The sequence below is a fragment of the Roseburia sp. AF15-21 genome, from assembly GCF_003479505.1.
Taxonomy (GTDB): Bacteria; Bacillota; Clostridia; order Lachnospirales; family Lachnospiraceae; genus Roseburia_C; species Roseburia_C amylophila.
Genome location: NZ_QUHG01000002.1, coordinates 14,092 through 30,437, shown reverse-complemented (window position 1 = coordinate 30,437; position 16,346 = coordinate 14,092). Strand labels below are relative to the sequence as shown.

Genomic DNA, 16,346 nt, shown 5'->3' with positions numbered 1-16,346 from the left:
TTGTCAATACTTTTCTACAGCATAATGTCAGATTTTTCTTTGCTATGCTCAATCTTCATATTTAACTTCCGGAACGGAATTGCAATTACAAGTCCAATCAGAAGTGAGATTATAATATAGATGCCTAAGATGCCAATGCATTTCCAATAAGTCATTCCATACATACCACCGATAGTCTCCCGGAGTGCATCCATTCCATAAGGGAATGGGAAGAAACGGTAAATCCGCTGATAGATTGCCGGCAGTACTTCGATTGGGAAGGAACCGCCTGCTCCTGCTACCTGGATAACCATAATGACTACCGCCAAAGCCTCTCCGACATTTTCAAAGGCTACCGTTAATGCATACATAAATAAGGTAAATACAAAGCTGCAGCATGCGCAGGCAAGCCAGAATAAGAATGGGTCATGGCATTGTATCTTAATATAAAACAAATCTCCCAGTGCAGTAATCAATGCCTGCACCTGTCCAATCAGGAAGAATGTAATATATCTTCCAAAGAATTTCTGGTAAGGTTTTGCATCCGGTATTTTCTCATCCGGAAGTACCTTTACATGAATGATTGCCACCAGAATCAACGCACCTACCCACAATGCCAGTACCGTATAGAACGGTGACATTGCCGAACCATAATTGGAAATCGGATAAATCTCTTTCGTCTCCATATTGACCGGAGAAGATAAGAAATCTCCTAACAAAGTCGGGTCGGTCTCTAAGATTTTCATCAAAGCCTGATACTGGTCACTGATTTCCAGAGCACTGAGACTTGTAATCACACTGTCAAGTCCGGTCTTCATTTCCTGTGCTGCTGCCAGTGAATCACTTAAGCTTTCATTTCCCTTATCGAGGGTTTCACTATAAGCATCCAATACTTCCGATACTTCATCAAAATCTCCATCGACACCATTTAAAATTGCCTGTGTCTGATTCAGTGACCCCTGCATGGACTGAATGGTTGTCTCCAGCTGACCTTTTACCGAATAGTCAAACGTATCTTTTAAAGCTTTTATTTTGGTCTTACAGGAAGTTATTTCGGTAGATATTTCAGTGTTTAAAGTATCCTTTGCAGTATTTAAATCTGTGACATTATTCTGGACACTGTTTAAATCTGCTTCAATTTTATCTAACTGTGCTTCGATTTCTGCAATCTGACCGGAAACACTTTCATCATCCTTCCAGTCTGCCACACTGTTTTCAAATAACTGACGGATCAGCGGCATCATATTAATTGCGCTCTGCAGTCCGCCGGAAGATAAATCACCATAGTTATCCAACTGATCTAAGGCATTCTGTATCAGCGTATTGATGTTGTCAAGGCTGTCGGCTGCTGTATTAAGATTTGCTGAAATAACCTCAGCCAAAGCACTGGCATTAAGGCTGCCGGAATTCAATGCTCCCTGCATGGTATTTACCGTATTCGAACCATCATCTACCATTGTATTCAGATTCGGCAGCATAACTTGTGTCGTATCAATCAGGCTGGATGCCGAATTGGTAATGCTGACAAAAGAATTCAGCAATGCAATATAGCCGTCCAAATCTCCGCTTAAATCATTAAGCTGTGTCAGAAAAAGATTCATCATAGAGCCGGAATCCATTCCATTTTCTACCATGACATCATTTACCTTTAACATGACTTCTGCCAGAGTGCTGACAAAGGTTGCATTAACCTGTTCCTGCACTGCCGTTTTTGCCTTGGATGTAATCTTTGGTGCAATGGCATTTTTCTTCTCATTTTCATAATAAATAATCTGCGGATTCTGTACTTCTCCGTTAAGGAAGCTTATCATTTTCTCGGAGAAATCCTCCGGAATAATCAGTGCCGCATAATATTCACTGCTGTATACACCGTCGGTTGCTTCATCCATGGTATCAGTAAACTGCCAGCCCATAGTCTGATTGGCTTTCAGGGCATCAATGACGCTGTCTCCGATATTTAAAGACAGACCTCCCATGTCAATTCCCTCATCTGCGGAATATACTGCTATCTTAAGATTTGATGTAGATTCCGGTCCATACGGGTCCCAGTTGGACAATATATTAAACCATGCGTACAGTGACGGAATAATAGAAAGACCTATTACAATAACCACTGCTACCACATTTGTGCTGACTCTCTTAAAATCCCGGTAAAAGATTCTAAAAATATTTTTCATGTGCTATCCCTCTGCTACTCCTTTGTGTTATCTGTTAAAATTTCCTGCTCTGCCGTCTGAAGTACGGTACGAATTCGTTCCTCTACCTGGGCAATTCCATCGCCAATCAGTGCATCTCTCTCCTGCTGCTCCCGGTTAGAAATCTCATTTAATTTTTCCTGTAATTTATAGTCCGAATATTCTACAAAAATTAAATATCCTGCCAGAATAAACAGCGATACAATCCACAGAATCAAAAATACAATTTTTGAGCTTTCTGTCCAGAATAACAATGCCAGGAAAATCAGTGGAATAATGATAAGGCACCGCAATCCGATGCGGATACGTTTCTGATTCTTCTTATGTATCTCCTGCTCATAGCCTAAAAGCATGTCATAAAGCTTTTCATAATCTTCTTTCTTTTCCATCCGCTCTTCACCTGCTCTCTTACATCATCTTCGTATCTTTCATTCGTTTTTCCACAAAATGATTGATACCCATAAATGGTACGCGAATCAGCAGTCCGATCAACAATGCCGCTACTGCGAAAATCAACAGCTCTGCCAGATTCTTCTCATAGACTCCGCCATACATGCCGCCAATAGTTTCACGCATGGCATTAATTGCATATGGGAATGGGAAGAAAATATATACCCGCCGATAAAATTCCGGCAATATCTCAATCGGATAAGTTCCACCGGAACCTGCAATCTGGATAACGACCATTACAACCACCAGTGCTTTTCCGATGTCTCCAAAGGAAAGTGTCAGCGCATAGATTAATAGGGTAAAAGTAAAACTCGTCAACGATGACGCAAACCAGAACAGTACCGGATTCTTCACCTGACAATGCAGCAGATAAATATTACCCAGCACAATAATCAATGCCTGTATCTGTCCCATCACAAAGAAAATGAGATATCTTCCAAAGAAAAGCTGATAACGCTTCGGATTCGTCAGATTCTTCTCAGAAGCCTTCACCTTAATCAGGGAAACCAGTACGATACCGCCTACCCAGAGTGCCAATGTCGTATAAAATGGTGCTACCGCAGAACCATAATTTTTAATCTCATAAACCTGCTTTGTCTCCACTTTTACCGGCTGTGCAAAGAATTTACCATAGGATTCCGGATCTCCGCCCAAAAGCTCCATGATAATCTGCATCTGTTCATCTTCCGATGCTTCATTCAGCTTGCTGATTGCTTTTTCTATCTTTGTATCACAGGTCTGCAGCAATGTCTGAATCTGTGTAAAGCTTTCATCTGTAGCATCTACCATATCCAAGGTTCCATCGAAAATGGTTCCCATGTCACCTAATGTATTATTCAGATTATTCAAAAGATTGGTTACATTAACCAGTATCTGGGATGCCGTATCCAGAATTCCGGATACTCCCGGCACCAGATTGTTGGTGTATACATTCTTCATATTTTCAATGGTCTTGCTGCAGGTAGACAAGGCTGTACTCATTCCGCCTGTCACAGAATTTACCGTATCTTCTACTGCATCTGATGCATTGTCCGGCATCAGTGCCTCTAAAAGCTTCTGCATTTCTTCTGCATCCTGCTTTAAACCTTCAATCTGTGACATCACATCATCCATATCCGTTTTCTGCTCATCCGTAAAGCTCTCATCTGTCTTGAGTCCGCTGATTGCTCCATAAAGCGACTGCAACTGGTCATTTAAAGTCTTAATATCATCCGTTGTTGTCTCAATACTTTCAGTTGTCTTCTTGGCAGAGTCTCCCAGCCCGGCATTGGTAATATCCGTTGAAATCTTATTCAAAGAATTCTCAATATCTGTTAAGGTTGTCTCCACATTCTTGGAAAAATCTGAAAGTGTAGTATCCGTACTGTCTAATTGTGACTTTGTTCCATTCAGGGAATTTACAGCTGAATCAATCTTATCTTCCACCTTTGACACACTGGAATTGGCTTCATCAATCCCTGCGCTTAACTCTTCATTTCCGGACAGGAAGCTGTCTATCATGGCATCATAGTCCTTTAAATTCTGGCTGAGCTGCTCTAATTTCTGGCGGAATCCATCCACACCGCCATCTTCACTTATTTTCTCAGAGAGATTATCCATCTGGGCAAACATGGCACTTGCCGCTGTCTCAAGAAATGTCTCATTGATACTGGACTTTAATGTGCTCACTGCAGTATCGGTAATTTTCGTTGCAATGGCATTTTTCTTCTCATTCTCATAATATGTAATGGTCGGATTCTCCAGTCCTTCAGAAAAGATGCTGAACATGCTCTCGGAAAAGCGGTCACCAATAACTACTGCCGCATAATATTTTCCACTTTCTACTCCGCTGATTGCTTCATCCGAGCTGTCTACAAACTGCCAGCCTATGGACTTATTCTCCTTCAACTGCTCAATCACCTGAACACCCATGTTGACGGTTGTGCCATCCTCTAATTTCATTCCTTCATCTTCAGATGCCACTGCAATATAGATATTTCCGGTGTTGGCATAAGGATCCTCGTTGGAATAAATATTAAACCATGCATACAAAGATGGAATAAAACACAATCCGATTGCAATGACCAGTGCGAAAAAATTCCTGCAAAGTCCTCTTACGTCCTTACGAAAAATGTGAATGATATTTTTCATGCTGTTACTTCCCTTTCAACTTCTTCTTTAAACGCTGCAACGCATTATCCACAGCCTTCGGCTCTTTTCCCATAGCTTCTGCAATCTGCTCATAGCGAAAGCCCTGCAGATAATACGACAACACTTCCTGTTCCATTTTGCTTAAAGTTTCATTTACTTTCCGCTTGAAATCTTCCCGGTCTTCCTGACTGATAAATAAATTCTCCGGATTCGCCTCATCTATAGTCTCTAACACATCCGCCAGATTCCTGCCTTCCGAATCCTCACTATCTGCATAAAGTGGTACATACGAATTGAGCGGTGCATGCTTTTTCCGATTGGAAGCCTCCACCGCTGTATACATCTGCCTTGCAATACAAAGGTCTGCGAAATGAAAAAAGCTGCTGTCTTTATCCGGCTGATAATCCCGGACAGCTTTAAACAGACCAATCATTCCCTCCTGAATCAAATCGTCCGTCTCACCACCAATGAGATAAAGTGCTTTTGCTTTTTTCTTAACCAGACTCTTGTATTTGTCCATCAGATAATCTGTAATTTCTTTTTCACCACTACGAAGTGCTGCAATTAATTCCTCATCACTCATATTCTGATAAGATTGCATCTCTCTCTCCTGTTAACTTAATCTCTGTCTTACAATTTCATAAGCTAAAACACCTGTTGCTACCGATGCATTTAAGGAGTCAATATCTCCCTTCATTGGAATCGATGCCACAAAGTCACAGTTTTCTTTTACTAATTTGCTGACACCTTCTCCTTCATTTCCAATAACCAGTCCGATAGAACCTTTTAAATCCAGATCATACATGGTTGTGCCACCCATATCTGCACAGACAAACCACATGCCCTGCTCCTTTAATTCCCGGATGGTATTGGTAAGATTGGTTACCTTTGCTACCGGTGTATAATAAATGGCTCCTGCGGATGCCTTTGCTACGGTAGCGGTCAGTCCCACTGCACGGCGCTTTGGAATAATGACGCCATGGGCACCTGCCAGATTGGCAGTACGGATAATTGCACCCAAATTGTGCGGGTCTTCAATATTATCCAGCAAAATGACAAATGGTGCTTCATTTTTCTTTCTGGCATTTTCTAAAATATCTTCTACGGTTGCATAGGAAAATGCTGCTGCCATGGCAATGACACCCTGATGCTTCTTCGTCTCTGACAACTGCTCTAAACGCTCTTTTGCCACAAACTGTACCAGCGTATCATGTTTTTTTGCTTCTCTTAAAATGGTCTGAATGGGACCGTCTTTACAGCCATCTAATACAAACAGCTTGTCTATGGTTTTTCCGGAACGAAATGCTTCTAAAACTGCATTTCTTCCTTCTATCTTCGTGCTTTCTGCCTGTGTGTTTTCCATCTGCATTTCTTCCATTCTACTTTCCTCCTGCCAGATCATTCTTTCCGGTCTTCACATTATAGTGTCTGATTGCTTCTTTCGCCAGTTCCAAAATCCGCTCAAACTGATCCGTCAGATATAAATAGCCCATCAATGCTTCAAAGCCGGTGGCACGGCGATAATCTGACATAGTTGCGTTTTTTGCCATAGTCGGAGACTTGGCATTTCTGCCTCTGCGGTAAATTTCCGTTTCGTCTTCCGTAAGCATCGGAGTCAGTGTCTCCATCATCGTTGCCTGTGCATGTGCTTTCACCAGATGGCTGGTGGTCTGATGCAGACGGGATGCCTTGGTATTGCCTTTTCCAACTACAATGCTTCTTATGACAAGGTCATAAATGCCATCTCCTATGTAGGCAAGTGCCAAAGGGGAGTAGGTTGCCACATCCACCTTTGGCAGGTCAAAATATTCTTTGATATGGGAATCTATGCCTTTTTCCATTTTACACCCTCTCTGGTATCCTCTAAGACAATTCCTTTTTCCAAAAGTTCATTACGAATTGCGTCTGCTTTGGCAAAATCTTTTTCTTTCTTTGCAGCCTTACGCTCTTCGATTTTTTCTAATACATATGCTTCTAAATCTGCATCGATTTCATCGGCAGGATTTGCTGCTTCTCCCGCTGCTAAATCAAGAGATAATACATAATCAAAATCTTTTACCAGTGCAAGCTTGGTTGCATCGGTCATATCGGCTTTCAATACTTCATATACTACAGTCAGTGCCATGGAAGTATTTAAATCATCCTCTAATGCCTGCAGGAATTTCTCTTTGTATGCATCAAATTTATCCTGCTCTACTTCTGTAGACGCATCCAGTTTTGCAATGGTCTTACGAAGCTTTACATAGGAATTTTCCATATTATCCATTACTTCATAAGAGAATTCCAATGGCTTTCTGTAATGGGACTGCAGACAGAACATACGATATACCAGCGGCAGATAACCTTTTTCTTCCAATAAGGAAACGGTCAGGAAATCTCCCTTGGATTTACTCATTTTTCCTGATTTATCATTCAGATGATGCACATGGAACCAGTAATTACACCATTTATGTCCCAGATATGCTTCACTCTGTGCAATCTCATTGGTATGATGTGGGAAAATATTATCCACACCGCCGCAGTGAATATCCATATATTCACCTAAATGCTTCATGCTGATGCAGGAGCACTCGATATGCCAGCCCGGATAACCAACGCCCCATGGACTATCCCATTTCAGTTCCTGGTTATCGAATTTGGACTTGGTAAACCACAATACAAAATCACTCTTGTTGCGCTTATTTTCATCCTCAGATACGTCATCACGGACACCTACCATCAGCTCTTTTTCGCTCTGGCTGGAGAATACATAATAATCATCTAATTTTGATGTATCAAAATATACATTTTCTCCGGCAATATATGCATAGCCTTTCTCTAAAAGTACCTCTATCATATGAATAAATTCCGGGATACAATTGGTTGCCGGCTCTACCACATCCGGACGTTTGATATTTAATTTGGAGCAATCGGAAAAGAATGCATCGGTATAATACTTTGCAATCTCCATAACGGTCTTGTGCTCACGCTTTGCGCCCTTTAACATTTTATCCTCACCGGTATCTGCATCACTGGAAAGATGCCCTACGTCTGTTATGTTCATGACACGCTTTACATCATAACCTGCATAGCGAAGTGTTTTCTCTAATACATCTTCCATAATATAGCTGCGCAGATTTCCGATATGTGCAAAATGATATACGGTTGGTCCGCAGGTATACATTTTCACTTTGCCATCTTCGTTTGGCACAAAGGTCTCTACTTTTCTTGTAAGGGTATTAAAAATCTTTACGTTGTTCTCCATGTTATCCTCCATCGTTCCTGGAATTACTTATTTAATTCTTTTCTACTTCCTGCTTTAATGCTTTTATCTCTTTTTCCATATCAATGATACGGTTGCATAATTCTGAATTTTCCCGCTGCAATACATTGATGTCTTCCTGTACCGGGTCCGGCAGATTGCACTGATCCATATCGCTGCGTGGAATTTTTACATTGTTACGTTTTACAATTCGTCCCGGAACACCTACTACGGTACAATTTGGCGGCACCTCTTCAATTACCACACTTCCGGCACCGATTTTCGAATTCTCGCCTACCGTAAAGGAACCGATGATTTTTGCTCCTGCACTTACCATTACATTATCCTCTAAGGTCGGATGACGTTTTCCGGTTTCCTTACCGGTTCCGCCCAAAGTTACACCCTGATATAAGGTTACATTATCTCCGATAATTGATGTCTCTCCGATGATAACGCCGGTACCATGGTCGATAAAGAATCCTTTTCCAATTACTGCGCCCGGATGTATCTCAATTCCGGTTTTTCTTGCTGCTTTCTGTGAAATATATCTTGCCCGGAAGAAATGTCCCTTCAGGTAATGCTTATGTGCACGCCTATAACTAAGCATAACACGAAATGACGGATAAAGCAAAACCTCCATTGGAGATTTTAATGCCGGATCACGCTCCTTGATAATCTCAAATTCCTCTTTTAATTCTTTTATAAAACCCATGATTACAGCCTCCTGTTCACTGTATAGATTCTTTCCTTTATGCATGCAAGCCTGCAATTTTTCTCGCGGAGCGATTTTTTACTTTACAGAAAAGCAATTTCCTATAAAGTAAAAAATCGTCTCTATATAAATATAGAGACGAAGTTATTCCGCGGTTCCACTCTAAGTAAAGCATTGCTGCTTTCCCTCAATACACGTAACGTGTGCTATTCGTTCCTGGCTACTTGCTTTCACCGGGACTGCTTCCGGATGCACTTCATATACTTTGGAATCAAGACTGCTTTCAGCCGATGACCGTCTCTCTCTTTTATTCACGCATGTATACTACTCTTTCCGTTCACTGCATTTATCAATTCATTTCTGAATCATTTTTAAATTCTTTTTACGCTACTAGTTTATGCACGAATTGCCATTTTGTCAATAGAAAAGTTATTTTCCGCATCCCGGGCAGCCTGCACAATTTCGTTCACTGCCTCCCACTGCTATGCTGTTTTCATAGATACTTGAGATAGCACAGATTGCCTGGGAGCTGATTCCATCTTCGCTTCCGGTAAAGCCAAGCCCTTCCTCTGTGGTTGCCTTTACATTTACCTGACTGACGTCTATCTTCAATGCCTGTGCAATATTTTCTTCCATCTTCTCAATGTGTGGACGCATCTTTGGCTTCTGGGCAATAATCGTAGCATCGATATTATCAATGACATAATTCTCTTTCTCTAAAAGCTGTCCCACTTCTTCCAATAATTTTATACTGGAAATCCCCTCATATGCCGGGTCTGTATCCGGAAAATGCTTTCCGATATCTCCTAAAGCTGCTGCCCCCAGCAACGCATCCATGATGGCATGTAACAATACATCTGCATCCGAATGTCCCAGCAAGCCAAGACTGTGCGGTATCTCCACTCCGCCTATGATTAATTTTCTTCCTTCTACTAATTTATGAACATCATATCCCATTCCTACTCGCATGTGATTACCTGCTTTCTTTTTTTCTTTTCAACTTTCCGGCTCTCTGCTTTCTCCTATCTCGGTCCAGCTCCGCAGTGCACGCGGGAAGCTGCCATGCACCTTCCCGCTCTCGGGCTTTCGCCCTATCAAAAACAAGGAAAATCCAGTTTTGTCTGCAAGCAGCCAATCTGGATTTTTCTTGTTTTTGGCACTGCTCAATGCTTACGGACATTATACCACACTAGAGGTATTTTCTGATAGCTGTTTATAGATTTCTTTTTTCATATTATTTTCTGTTTTGCATCATACTATAGTTTCAGGAGGTATTTTTATGAATTCTAAAAAACTTTTTATCTGGGGTTTTCTCTTTGTGTCTGTGATTGGATCCCTATTACATTTCGTCTATGAATGGTCCGGTAACAATTCCATCGTACGGCTTTTTGCACCATGGAATGAATCCACCTGGGAGCACATGAAGCTTCTTTTCTTTCCAATGCTGGTTCTTGTGCTTTTTCTTTTTTTCAAACTGCCGGAACAAAGTCCGATTCCAGTAGCACTCTCCATTGGGACGCTGGTTGGGTTGGCATTGATTCCAATTCTCTTCTACACATACACCAGTGTGCTTGGCTTCTCTGTCATGGCGATTGATATTGCAATTTTCTACATCAGTGTTCTGGGTGTCTTTCTTACCGGATGGTTTCTGAAAGATAACCGCGAACTTGCCAACCGCAGGGGACTGCTTCTTACCTGCCTTGTAATTCTTGCAATTCTGTTTTTTATCTTCAGCTACTATCCGCCTGGGATTGGGCTTTTTCAGGAGCCATAAGCTATTTTTAAATATAGAAGCAGGTAGGTAAGGGATTTACAAGAAATTGGGTAAGAAACACTCTGTTTGCAGTGTTTCTTACCCAATTTACTACGATGCAACTCTTCTGGCTTCCCGGAATTGCGACTTTGCTAAGCTAGATTGGGCAAAATAAAGATTGTTTCCAGCTTTTTTGCCCAATCACAACTGTTCTATACAGGAACTAGACCAGAAGCACTCTTCGCCGCCCACGCACTACCAAAATCCACCACTGACAGATTCCACGCACCGACAGAATTCACCACCTGCAGTTCTTTCCAGACCCCCAGGCCTTTTCTTGCTACTCGCAAAAAAAAGAATCCTGCATCTGCAAGATTCTTTTTCAGTAGCGGAAGGGAGATTTGAACTCTCGACACCACGGGTATGAACCGTGTGCTCTAGCCAACTGAGCTATTCCGCCATATTCAATTATTTATTTTGGAATGGGACCTACAGGGCTCGAACCTGTGACCCTCTGCTTGTAAGGCAGATGCTCTCCCAGCTGAGCTAAGATCCCATATTCCTGCGGGTTACTCATCTGCAACCCGCTTTGCTAGTATACTATATAGGAATAGTGAAGTCAAGCACTTTTTCAAAAATATTTTTGAAATATTTAAAATTTTTGAAAATATTTCAAGATTCAAAATTACTCCAATAATTCTGTCAAGCTGTCGGATACCTGCCTTATGAAATACCTTTGCAAATCATACATCTCTCCTTCTCCCTACTCCTTCGCAATAAACAAGACGCCCAGTGTTCCCGGTCCACAGTGGCTGGATACTACACCACCCGCTCTGGTCTCTAAAATTTCATGAAAGACATGCAGGTCATTGAGATAAGCCCGTACCTTATCTACGATTTCCGGGGCACTGCCGGAATGAGTGATAAATACGCGTTCCGGGCGGGCATTCTTAAGTGCTTCTTCCATATCCTTTACATAAGAAAATACAACCTTTTCCATATTACCACGATATTTCTTTCCCGGTCCCATCTTACCATCCTCAACACCAATCCGCGGATGAAGCTTTAATGCACCTCCGGCTAAGGCAGCCAGTCCACTGCATCTGCCACCACGATAAAGATAGGTTAAGGTTTCTACCACAAAGCTTGCCCGAACCAGAGGCTTTAATTCTTCGATACGGGCGGTAATCTCTGCCGCGCTCTTTCCCTGCTGTGCCATTTCGGCTGCTTCTATGACAAGAAGTCCGATACCGGTAGAAAGGTTTGCAGAATCAATTACTGTAACCAGATTTTCTGCCTCCAGTTCTTCCGCTGCAAGACGCATCACATTCATGGAAGAAGACATCCCGGATGCAATGGCAAAACAGATAACCTCCTGACCTTTTTCTACATAAGGCTTTAACAATTCTACTGCCTGCTCTGCGGATGGTGCTGAAGTCTTTGGAGTGGTCTTGTGTTCATCCGACCAGTCAAAAATCTCCTGCGGAGTAATATTTACTCCATCCAGATATTCTTCGTCACCTAATAAAATGTGAAGCGGAAGAATGGTAATATCATAACGTTTTACCAGTTCTTCAGATAAATCACAGGTACTATCTGAAATTATCTTTACCATATCAAAAACCTCCCAAAATAAAAATTTACATTTCTTCCAGCAGACGTTCTACCAGTTTTACACAATCAGCTGCATCCGGGGAATAGCCATCTGCACCGATTTCATCTGCAAAGCTCTGTGTAATTGCTGCGCCGCCTACGATAATCTTGCTGTTGCAGCCGCGCTCTTTTGCCAGTTCTACCACATCCTTCATACGCATCATGGTAGTGGTCATCAGGGCAGAAAGTCCGATAATCTGGGCATTTTCTTTTAACGCTGTATCCACAATAATATCTGCCGCTACATCTTTGCCCAAATCTAAAACACGATAACCATAGTTACGGAGCATCAGTGCTACCAGATTCTTACCGATATCGTGTATGTCACCTTCTACGGTTGCAATAATAATGGTTGCCTTTGGCTCTGCGTCCTTATCTTTGGAAAGCATTGGCTCCAAGTATTCAATGGCATGCTGCATGGTCTGCGCACTGGAAATCAGCTGCGGCAGGAAATAAATCTGCTTGTCAAAAAGGACACCTACTTCATTAATGGCAGGAATCAACTGTCCATTAATAATCGCTCCCGGTTCTTCTCCTGCTGCCAAAGCTTTATCTACTTCTTTTAAAATATTGCCCTTATTTCCCTTTAATACACAGTCAAATACCGGATTTGCCGGCTCTAAAGTGCCTGCCGAAGCTGCGTTATCGGTTGCCGGAGCTTCCTTCTGTGCCCGCTGGTTCATCCGATTGATATAGCGGATATCGGAACCTTCTTTATGTAAAAGCATATCCGAAGCCACTGCCGCATTCATTAATAAATCCTGGGATGGATTTGCAATTGCCATCGTAAGTCCTTTTGCAATTGCCATGGTAAGAAATGCACTGTTTACATAAATACGTTCCGGCAGACCGAAGGAAATATTGGAAAGTCCACAGGCTGTGGCAAGGCCCAATTCATCCTTACAATACTGGATGGTATCGAAACATTCCAATGCTGCCAGCGGATTGGCACCTACCGTTGCTACCAGTCCGTCCACGATAATATCTTCTTTATGAAGACCGATTTTTAAGGCGGCATCTAAAATGGTACGGACAATCTGCCGCTTCTCTTCTGCGTCTTTTGGAAGTCCCTCGTCAGAAAGCGGAAGCAAAATAAACATTGCTCCATATTTCTTTGCAATCGGAAGCAATTTTTCGAATTTCTCTTTTTCTAAGGAAATAGAGTTAATCAAAGCTCGTCCCGGATAAATACGAAGTGCTGCTTCAATAATATCCACATGGGATGAATCGATACAAAGCGGACAATCCACTGTATAAGTAACCTCATGAATGGTATTTAACATCATCTGTTTCTCATCAATTCCATTCATACCCATATTGACATCCAGAATGGCTGCACCATTTTCCTCCTGCGCCCGTGCCATATCACGAACCATATTAAGGCTGCCTTCCCGAAGCTCTGCCTGCAATTTCTTCTTTCCGGTCGGATTAATCCGCTCACCAATTACCATAAATGGTCCGTCCAAATCAATTTCTACCGTCTTACGCTCGGAAGTAAGCACTCTTCGTCTTGGTGCTTCCACATGATGGATTCCCATTGGTTTTACTTTATCTGCCAATGCTTTGATATGTGCCGGGGTCGTTCCACAGCATCCACCAATAATCGAAACGCCTTCTTCGATTAATTTTGCACCAACTTCTGCGAATTCTTCCGGTGTGGTCTTGTATACCGTTACACCATCCTCTAATTCCGGTAATCCGGCATTTGGCTTTGCCAAAACAGGAACATAGGCATATTCTACAGTCTGGCGAATCGGCTCTAACATTTCCTCTGGTCCTGTGGAGCAGTTCATTCCCACTGCATCAGCACCCAGGCTCTGCAACGTAACTACCGCAGTTACCGGATCTGTTCCATACAAGCTTCTGCCATCCTCGTTATAAGTCATACTTGCCATAATCGGCAAATCACAGGTTTCACGGATTGCCAGCACAGCGGCTCTTGTTTCCTGCAGACTCATCATGGTCTCAATGATAAATAAGTCTACTCCCGCATCTGCCACAACTTTGACCTGTTCTTTATAAATATCTACCAGTTCTTCAAACTGCAATTCACCCATCGGATAAAGCTGCTGACCGGTCATGGTAATATCACCGGCTACCAGCGCTTTTCCGCCTGCTGCCTCTTTGGAAATGGCAACTAATTGCTGGTTCATCTCTACCAGCTTATCTGCCAGTCCATATTCTTCTAATTTAATGCGGTTTGCAGTAAAGGTCGGTGCCAAAAGAATCTGTGTTCCAGCCTCCACATAAGCCCGCTGCAAATCTATCATGGTCTGTGGATGCTCTAAAATCCACTGCTCCGGGCAGACTCCTACCGGCATTCCTGCATTCTGAAGATTGCTTCCGGTTGCACCATCTAAGATAACCGGTCCATTTTTTACTAATTCCTTAAATTCCTCTCTTGTCATCTGCGTTCTTCCTCCTGTCGGATTGCCTCAATAATTCTCGCAATTAAGCCCGTCCGGTTAAATGGTGTCATAAAATAAAATCCGTCTGCAATATCATATAATTTTGCTGCGATTTCAACAGATAATTCAATTGCCACTTCTTCTGCCTCTTCTCTTGTCATATCTTCCCGATACCGGTTTACAATTTCATCGGAAACATGGATGCCCGGCATCTCATTTTTCACAAACATTGCATTCTTATAGCTTACCAGTGGCATAATACCGCACATGATTTTGGTGTCAATGTGTTCCTTGATATAAGTCAGTCTTTCCACATCTTTCTCGGTATATACCGGCTGTGACAGGAAATAACCGCATCCTGCTTCCGCTTTACGCTTCATCCGTTCAATAATCGCATCCGGATTGGCGCCATGATAATTCAATGCACCACCATAATAAACCGGCTCCTGTGCAAAAACTTCTAAATTCATTTCCTTAACATACTGCATCAGTTTGATGGAATTGAAATCAAAAACAGAAGTCACTCTTTCGCGGTCTGCCCTTGAAACCGGGTCTCCGGTCACAATCAGGAAATGGCGGACATCATTCATATGCATGCCTAAAAGACCTGCACGCAACGCAATCACATTGCGGTCACGGCAGCTGATATGTGGCATTACTGCCACACCGGTCTTCTGCTGGATTTTCACTGCCAGCTGTCCGGCATCCATTCTCGCCCGTGCCATTGGGGAATCGGAAAGGGTAATCAGATCCACATTACATTTTCTTAAATCTTCTGCTCCTTTCATAACCTTGGATGCATCCTCGGAAAATGGCGGATCCAATTCTACAATATAAGCCTTCTCGCCACGGGAAAGCTTCTCTTCAAAAATAGACGGAGTTCTTGTAACCTCCTGCGTTACTACATTTTCAATTTTCTTTGCTGCCTTCGGCACATCCTGTAACTCGCCAGAAAGCAAAGCAATATATTCCGGTGTTGTTCCACAGCAGCCACCTAAAATATCTGTGCCAAGGGCTGCAATATCCTTCATTTTTTCTGCATAATAAGATGCATTATTGGAATAAATTGTCTTTCCTCGCAAAGTATATGGGTACCCTGCATTTGGAAGTGCTGATACGAATTTGTCACTGGAGAACTTCAGGTTCTTCATAAACTGATACATGTGGGTACTGTCCAGTTCACAGTTAAATCCATAGGCATCCACATTTTCCATCTCGGAAGCTTCTACTGCCACACGCTGCATGGAAAGACCGGAGCGGGTGTATCCACTTTTGTCAAACGCAAACTGCACCAGAATAAATGCGTCTGATTTTTCTTTGATATATGCCGTCACCGGCTCAATATAGGTAAAGTCACTCTGTGTCTCAAATACAAAACAGTCTGCGCCACAGGAAAGGAAGGTGTCACAAATTTCTTTGTACTCCTGTAACACATTGTCATAGTCCTGATGGTCAAGATCATAAATCGGTCCTAAATCTGCTCCGATAAATACCGGAATCTCTTTTCCATTTTCTGCCTGAAATGCGGTTACTGCTTCCTTTGCAATCTCATAGCCCGCCCGGACTGTCTCTTTTACTTCCTGCATATCTGCAAGAAACATGGTATTTGCTGCAAATGTATTGGTGCGGATCAGCCTTGCTCCCGCACGCAGATATTCTAGATGAATCTCCTTAATCTGCTCCGGATTCTTAAGATTCTCCTTTTCTGCAATCACGGTATCTTCGCTGTATTTTTCCTCATAATAAGTGCCCATGGCACCATCGGTTATCAGTCTTTGTTCTTTGATATATTCCTTTATATTCATAGTATACTCCAGTTTATCTT

General features: G+C 42.3%; 13 protein-coding genes, 2 tRNA genes and 1 other annotated feature. Of the genes, 1 reads left to right on the top strand and 14 read right to left on the bottom strand.

Going from position 1 to position 16,346, the window contains the following annotated elements; genetic code table 11:
- Nucleotides 1-14 precede the first annotated feature (14 nt).
- From DWW33_RS03100 to ispF, 9 genes are all read right to left on the bottom strand, one after another.
- Nucleotides 15-2,156: a YhgE/Pip domain-containing protein gene (locus tag DWW33_RS03100; RefSeq protein ID WP_118638812.1), complete on the bottom strand. Its 2,142-nt coding sequence runs from the start codon at nucleotides 2,154-2,156 to the stop codon at nucleotides 15-17.
- 14 nt (nucleotides 2,157-2,170) lie between these two features.
- Complete coding sequence (locus DWW33_RS03095) at nucleotides 2,171-2,563, bottom strand: hypothetical protein (RefSeq protein WP_199534923.1); 393 nt, start codon at nucleotides 2,561-2,563, stop codon at nucleotides 2,171-2,173.
- A gap of 19 nt (nucleotides 2,564-2,582) precedes the next feature.
- Nucleotides 2,583-4,754 (bottom strand): YhgE/Pip domain-containing protein, encoded by a 2,172-nt coding sequence (locus tag DWW33_RS03090; protein ID WP_118638811.1) that lies wholly within the window; start codon nucleotides 4,752-4,754, stop codon nucleotides 2,583-2,585.
- A 4-nt stretch (nucleotides 4,755-4,758) separates the two neighbouring features.
- Nucleotides 4,759-5,355, bottom strand: a complete 597-nt coding sequence (gene sigH, locus DWW33_RS03085; protein WP_022242898.1) for an RNA polymerase sporulation sigma factor SigH — start codon at nucleotides 5,353-5,355, stop codon at nucleotides 4,759-4,761.
- A gap of 12 nt (nucleotides 5,356-5,367) precedes the next feature.
- Complete coding sequence (gene rlmB / locus DWW33_RS03080; RefSeq protein ID WP_416390276.1) at nucleotides 5,368-6,123, bottom strand: 23S rRNA (guanosine(2251)-2'-O)-methyltransferase RlmB; 756 nt, start codon at nucleotides 6,121-6,123, stop codon at nucleotides 5,368-5,370.
- Between the two features lie 10 nt (nucleotides 6,124-6,133).
- Nucleotides 6,134-6,595 (bottom strand): Mini-ribonuclease 3, encoded by a 462-nt coding sequence (locus DWW33_RS03075; protein ID WP_022242900.1) that lies wholly within the window; start codon nucleotides 6,593-6,595, stop codon nucleotides 6,134-6,136.
- Nucleotides 6,580-7,998, bottom strand: coding sequence for a cysteine--tRNA ligase (gene cysS / locus DWW33_RS03070; protein ID WP_117698606.1), 1,419 nt, complete (start codon nucleotides 7,996-7,998; stop codon nucleotides 6,580-6,582). The genes DWW33_RS03075 and cysS overlap by 16 nt, the downstream gene beginning before the upstream one ends.
- A 31-nt stretch (nucleotides 7,999-8,029) precedes the next feature.
- Nucleotides 8,030-8,707 (bottom strand): serine O-acetyltransferase EpsC, encoded by a 678-nt coding sequence (gene epsC / locus DWW33_RS03065; RefSeq protein ID WP_022242902.1) that lies wholly within the window; start codon nucleotides 8,705-8,707, stop codon nucleotides 8,030-8,032.
- Between the two features lie 131 nt (nucleotides 8,708-8,838).
- Nucleotides 8,839-9,057 (bottom strand) — a binding site (T-box leader).
- 79 nt (nucleotides 9,058-9,136) lie between these two features.
- Nucleotides 9,137-9,676 carry a 2-C-methyl-D-erythritol 2,4-cyclodiphosphate synthase gene (gene ispF / locus DWW33_RS03060; protein ID WP_022242903.1) on the bottom strand — a complete coding sequence of 180 codons (540 nt, stop codon included), beginning with the start codon at nucleotides 9,674-9,676 and terminating at the stop codon, nucleotides 9,137-9,139.
- Between the two features lie 310 nt (nucleotides 9,677-9,986).
- Between ispF and DWW33_RS03050 the strand changes: the two genes are divergently transcribed.
- On the top strand, nucleotides 9,987-10,481 hold the full coding sequence (locus DWW33_RS03050; protein WP_118638809.1) for a DUF6512 family protein: 495 nt from the start codon (nucleotides 9,987-9,989) through the stop codon (nucleotides 10,479-10,481).
- 365 nt (nucleotides 10,482-10,846) lie between these two features.
- Here the strand turns inward: DWW33_RS03050 and DWW33_RS03040 are convergent.
- The 5 genes from DWW33_RS03040 to DWW33_RS03020 form a co-directional block, all read right to left on the bottom strand.
- Nucleotides 10,847-10,920 (bottom strand) — tRNA-Met (locus DWW33_RS03040).
- A 23-nt stretch (nucleotides 10,921-10,943) separates the two neighbouring features.
- Nucleotides 10,944-11,016 (bottom strand) — tRNA-Val (locus DWW33_RS03035).
- A gap of 207 nt (nucleotides 11,017-11,223) precedes the next feature.
- Nucleotides 11,224-12,075, bottom strand: a complete 852-nt coding sequence (locus DWW33_RS03030) for a DegV family protein (RefSeq protein WP_118638807.1) — start codon at nucleotides 12,073-12,075, stop codon at nucleotides 11,224-11,226.
- A gap of 25 nt (nucleotides 12,076-12,100) precedes the next feature.
- The gene (locus DWW33_RS03025) at nucleotides 12,101-14,521 is read right to left on the bottom strand and encodes a homocysteine S-methyltransferase family protein (RefSeq protein WP_118638806.1); all 2,421 of its coding nucleotides are present in this window, start codon (nucleotides 14,519-14,521) and stop codon (nucleotides 12,101-12,103) included.
- A complete protein-coding gene (locus DWW33_RS03020; RefSeq protein WP_118638805.1) occupies nucleotides 14,518-16,326 on the bottom strand; it encodes a bifunctional homocysteine S-methyltransferase/methylenetetrahydrofolate reductase in 1,809 nt (602 codons plus the stop codon). Before DWW33_RS03020 ends, DWW33_RS03025 begins: the two co-directional genes overlap by 4 nt.
- Nucleotides 16,327-16,346: the final 20 nt, after the last annotated feature.

Bases quoted from the DNA above. Each gene is read 5' to 3' on its own strand.
- sigH (WP_022242898.1), bottom strand. From the start codon at position 5,355: ATGCAATCTTATCAGAATATGAGTGATGAGGAATTAATTGCAGCACTT.
- ispF (WP_022242903.1), bottom strand. From the start codon at position 9,676: ATGCGAGTAGGAATGGGATATGATGTTCATAAATTAGTAGAAGGAAGA.
- DWW33_RS03030 (WP_118638807.1), bottom strand. From the start codon at position 12,075: ATGGTAAAGATAATTTCAGATAGTACCTGTGATTTATCTGAAGAACTG.
- DWW33_RS03090 (WP_118638811.1), bottom strand. From the start codon at position 4,754: ATGAAAAATATCATTCACATTTTTCGTAAGGACGTAAGAGGACTTTGC.
- DWW33_RS03075 (WP_022242900.1), bottom strand. From the start codon at position 6,595: ATGGAAAAAGGCATAGATTCCCATATCAAAGAATATTTTGACCTGCCA.
- DWW33_RS03095 (WP_199534923.1), bottom strand. From the start codon at position 2,563: ATGGAAAAGAAAGAAGATTATGAAAAGCTTTATGACATGCTTTTAGGC.
- DWW33_RS03050 (WP_118638809.1), top strand. From the start codon at position 9,987: ATGAATTCTAAAAAACTTTTTATCTGGGGTTTTCTCTTTGTGTCTGTG.
- epsC (WP_022242902.1), bottom strand. From the start codon at position 8,707: ATGGGTTTTATAAAAGAATTAAAAGAGGAATTTGAGATTATCAAGGAG.
- rlmB (WP_416390276.1), bottom strand. From the start codon at position 6,123: ATGCAGATGGAAAACACACAGGCAGAAAGCACGAAGATAGAAGGAAGA.
- DWW33_RS03020 (WP_118638805.1), bottom strand. From the start codon at position 16,326: ATGAATATAAAGGAATATATCAAAGAACAAAGACTGATAACCGATGGT.
- cysS (WP_117698606.1), bottom strand. From the start codon at position 7,998: ATGGAGAACAACGTAAAGATTTTTAATACCCTTACAAGAAAAGTAGAG.
- DWW33_RS03100 (WP_118638812.1), bottom strand. From the start codon at position 2,156: ATGAAAAATATTTTTAGAATCTTTTACCGGGATTTTAAGAGAGTCAGC.
- DWW33_RS03025 (WP_118638806.1), bottom strand. From the start codon at position 14,521: ATGACAAGAGAGGAATTTAAGGAATTAGTAAAAAATGGACCGGTTATC.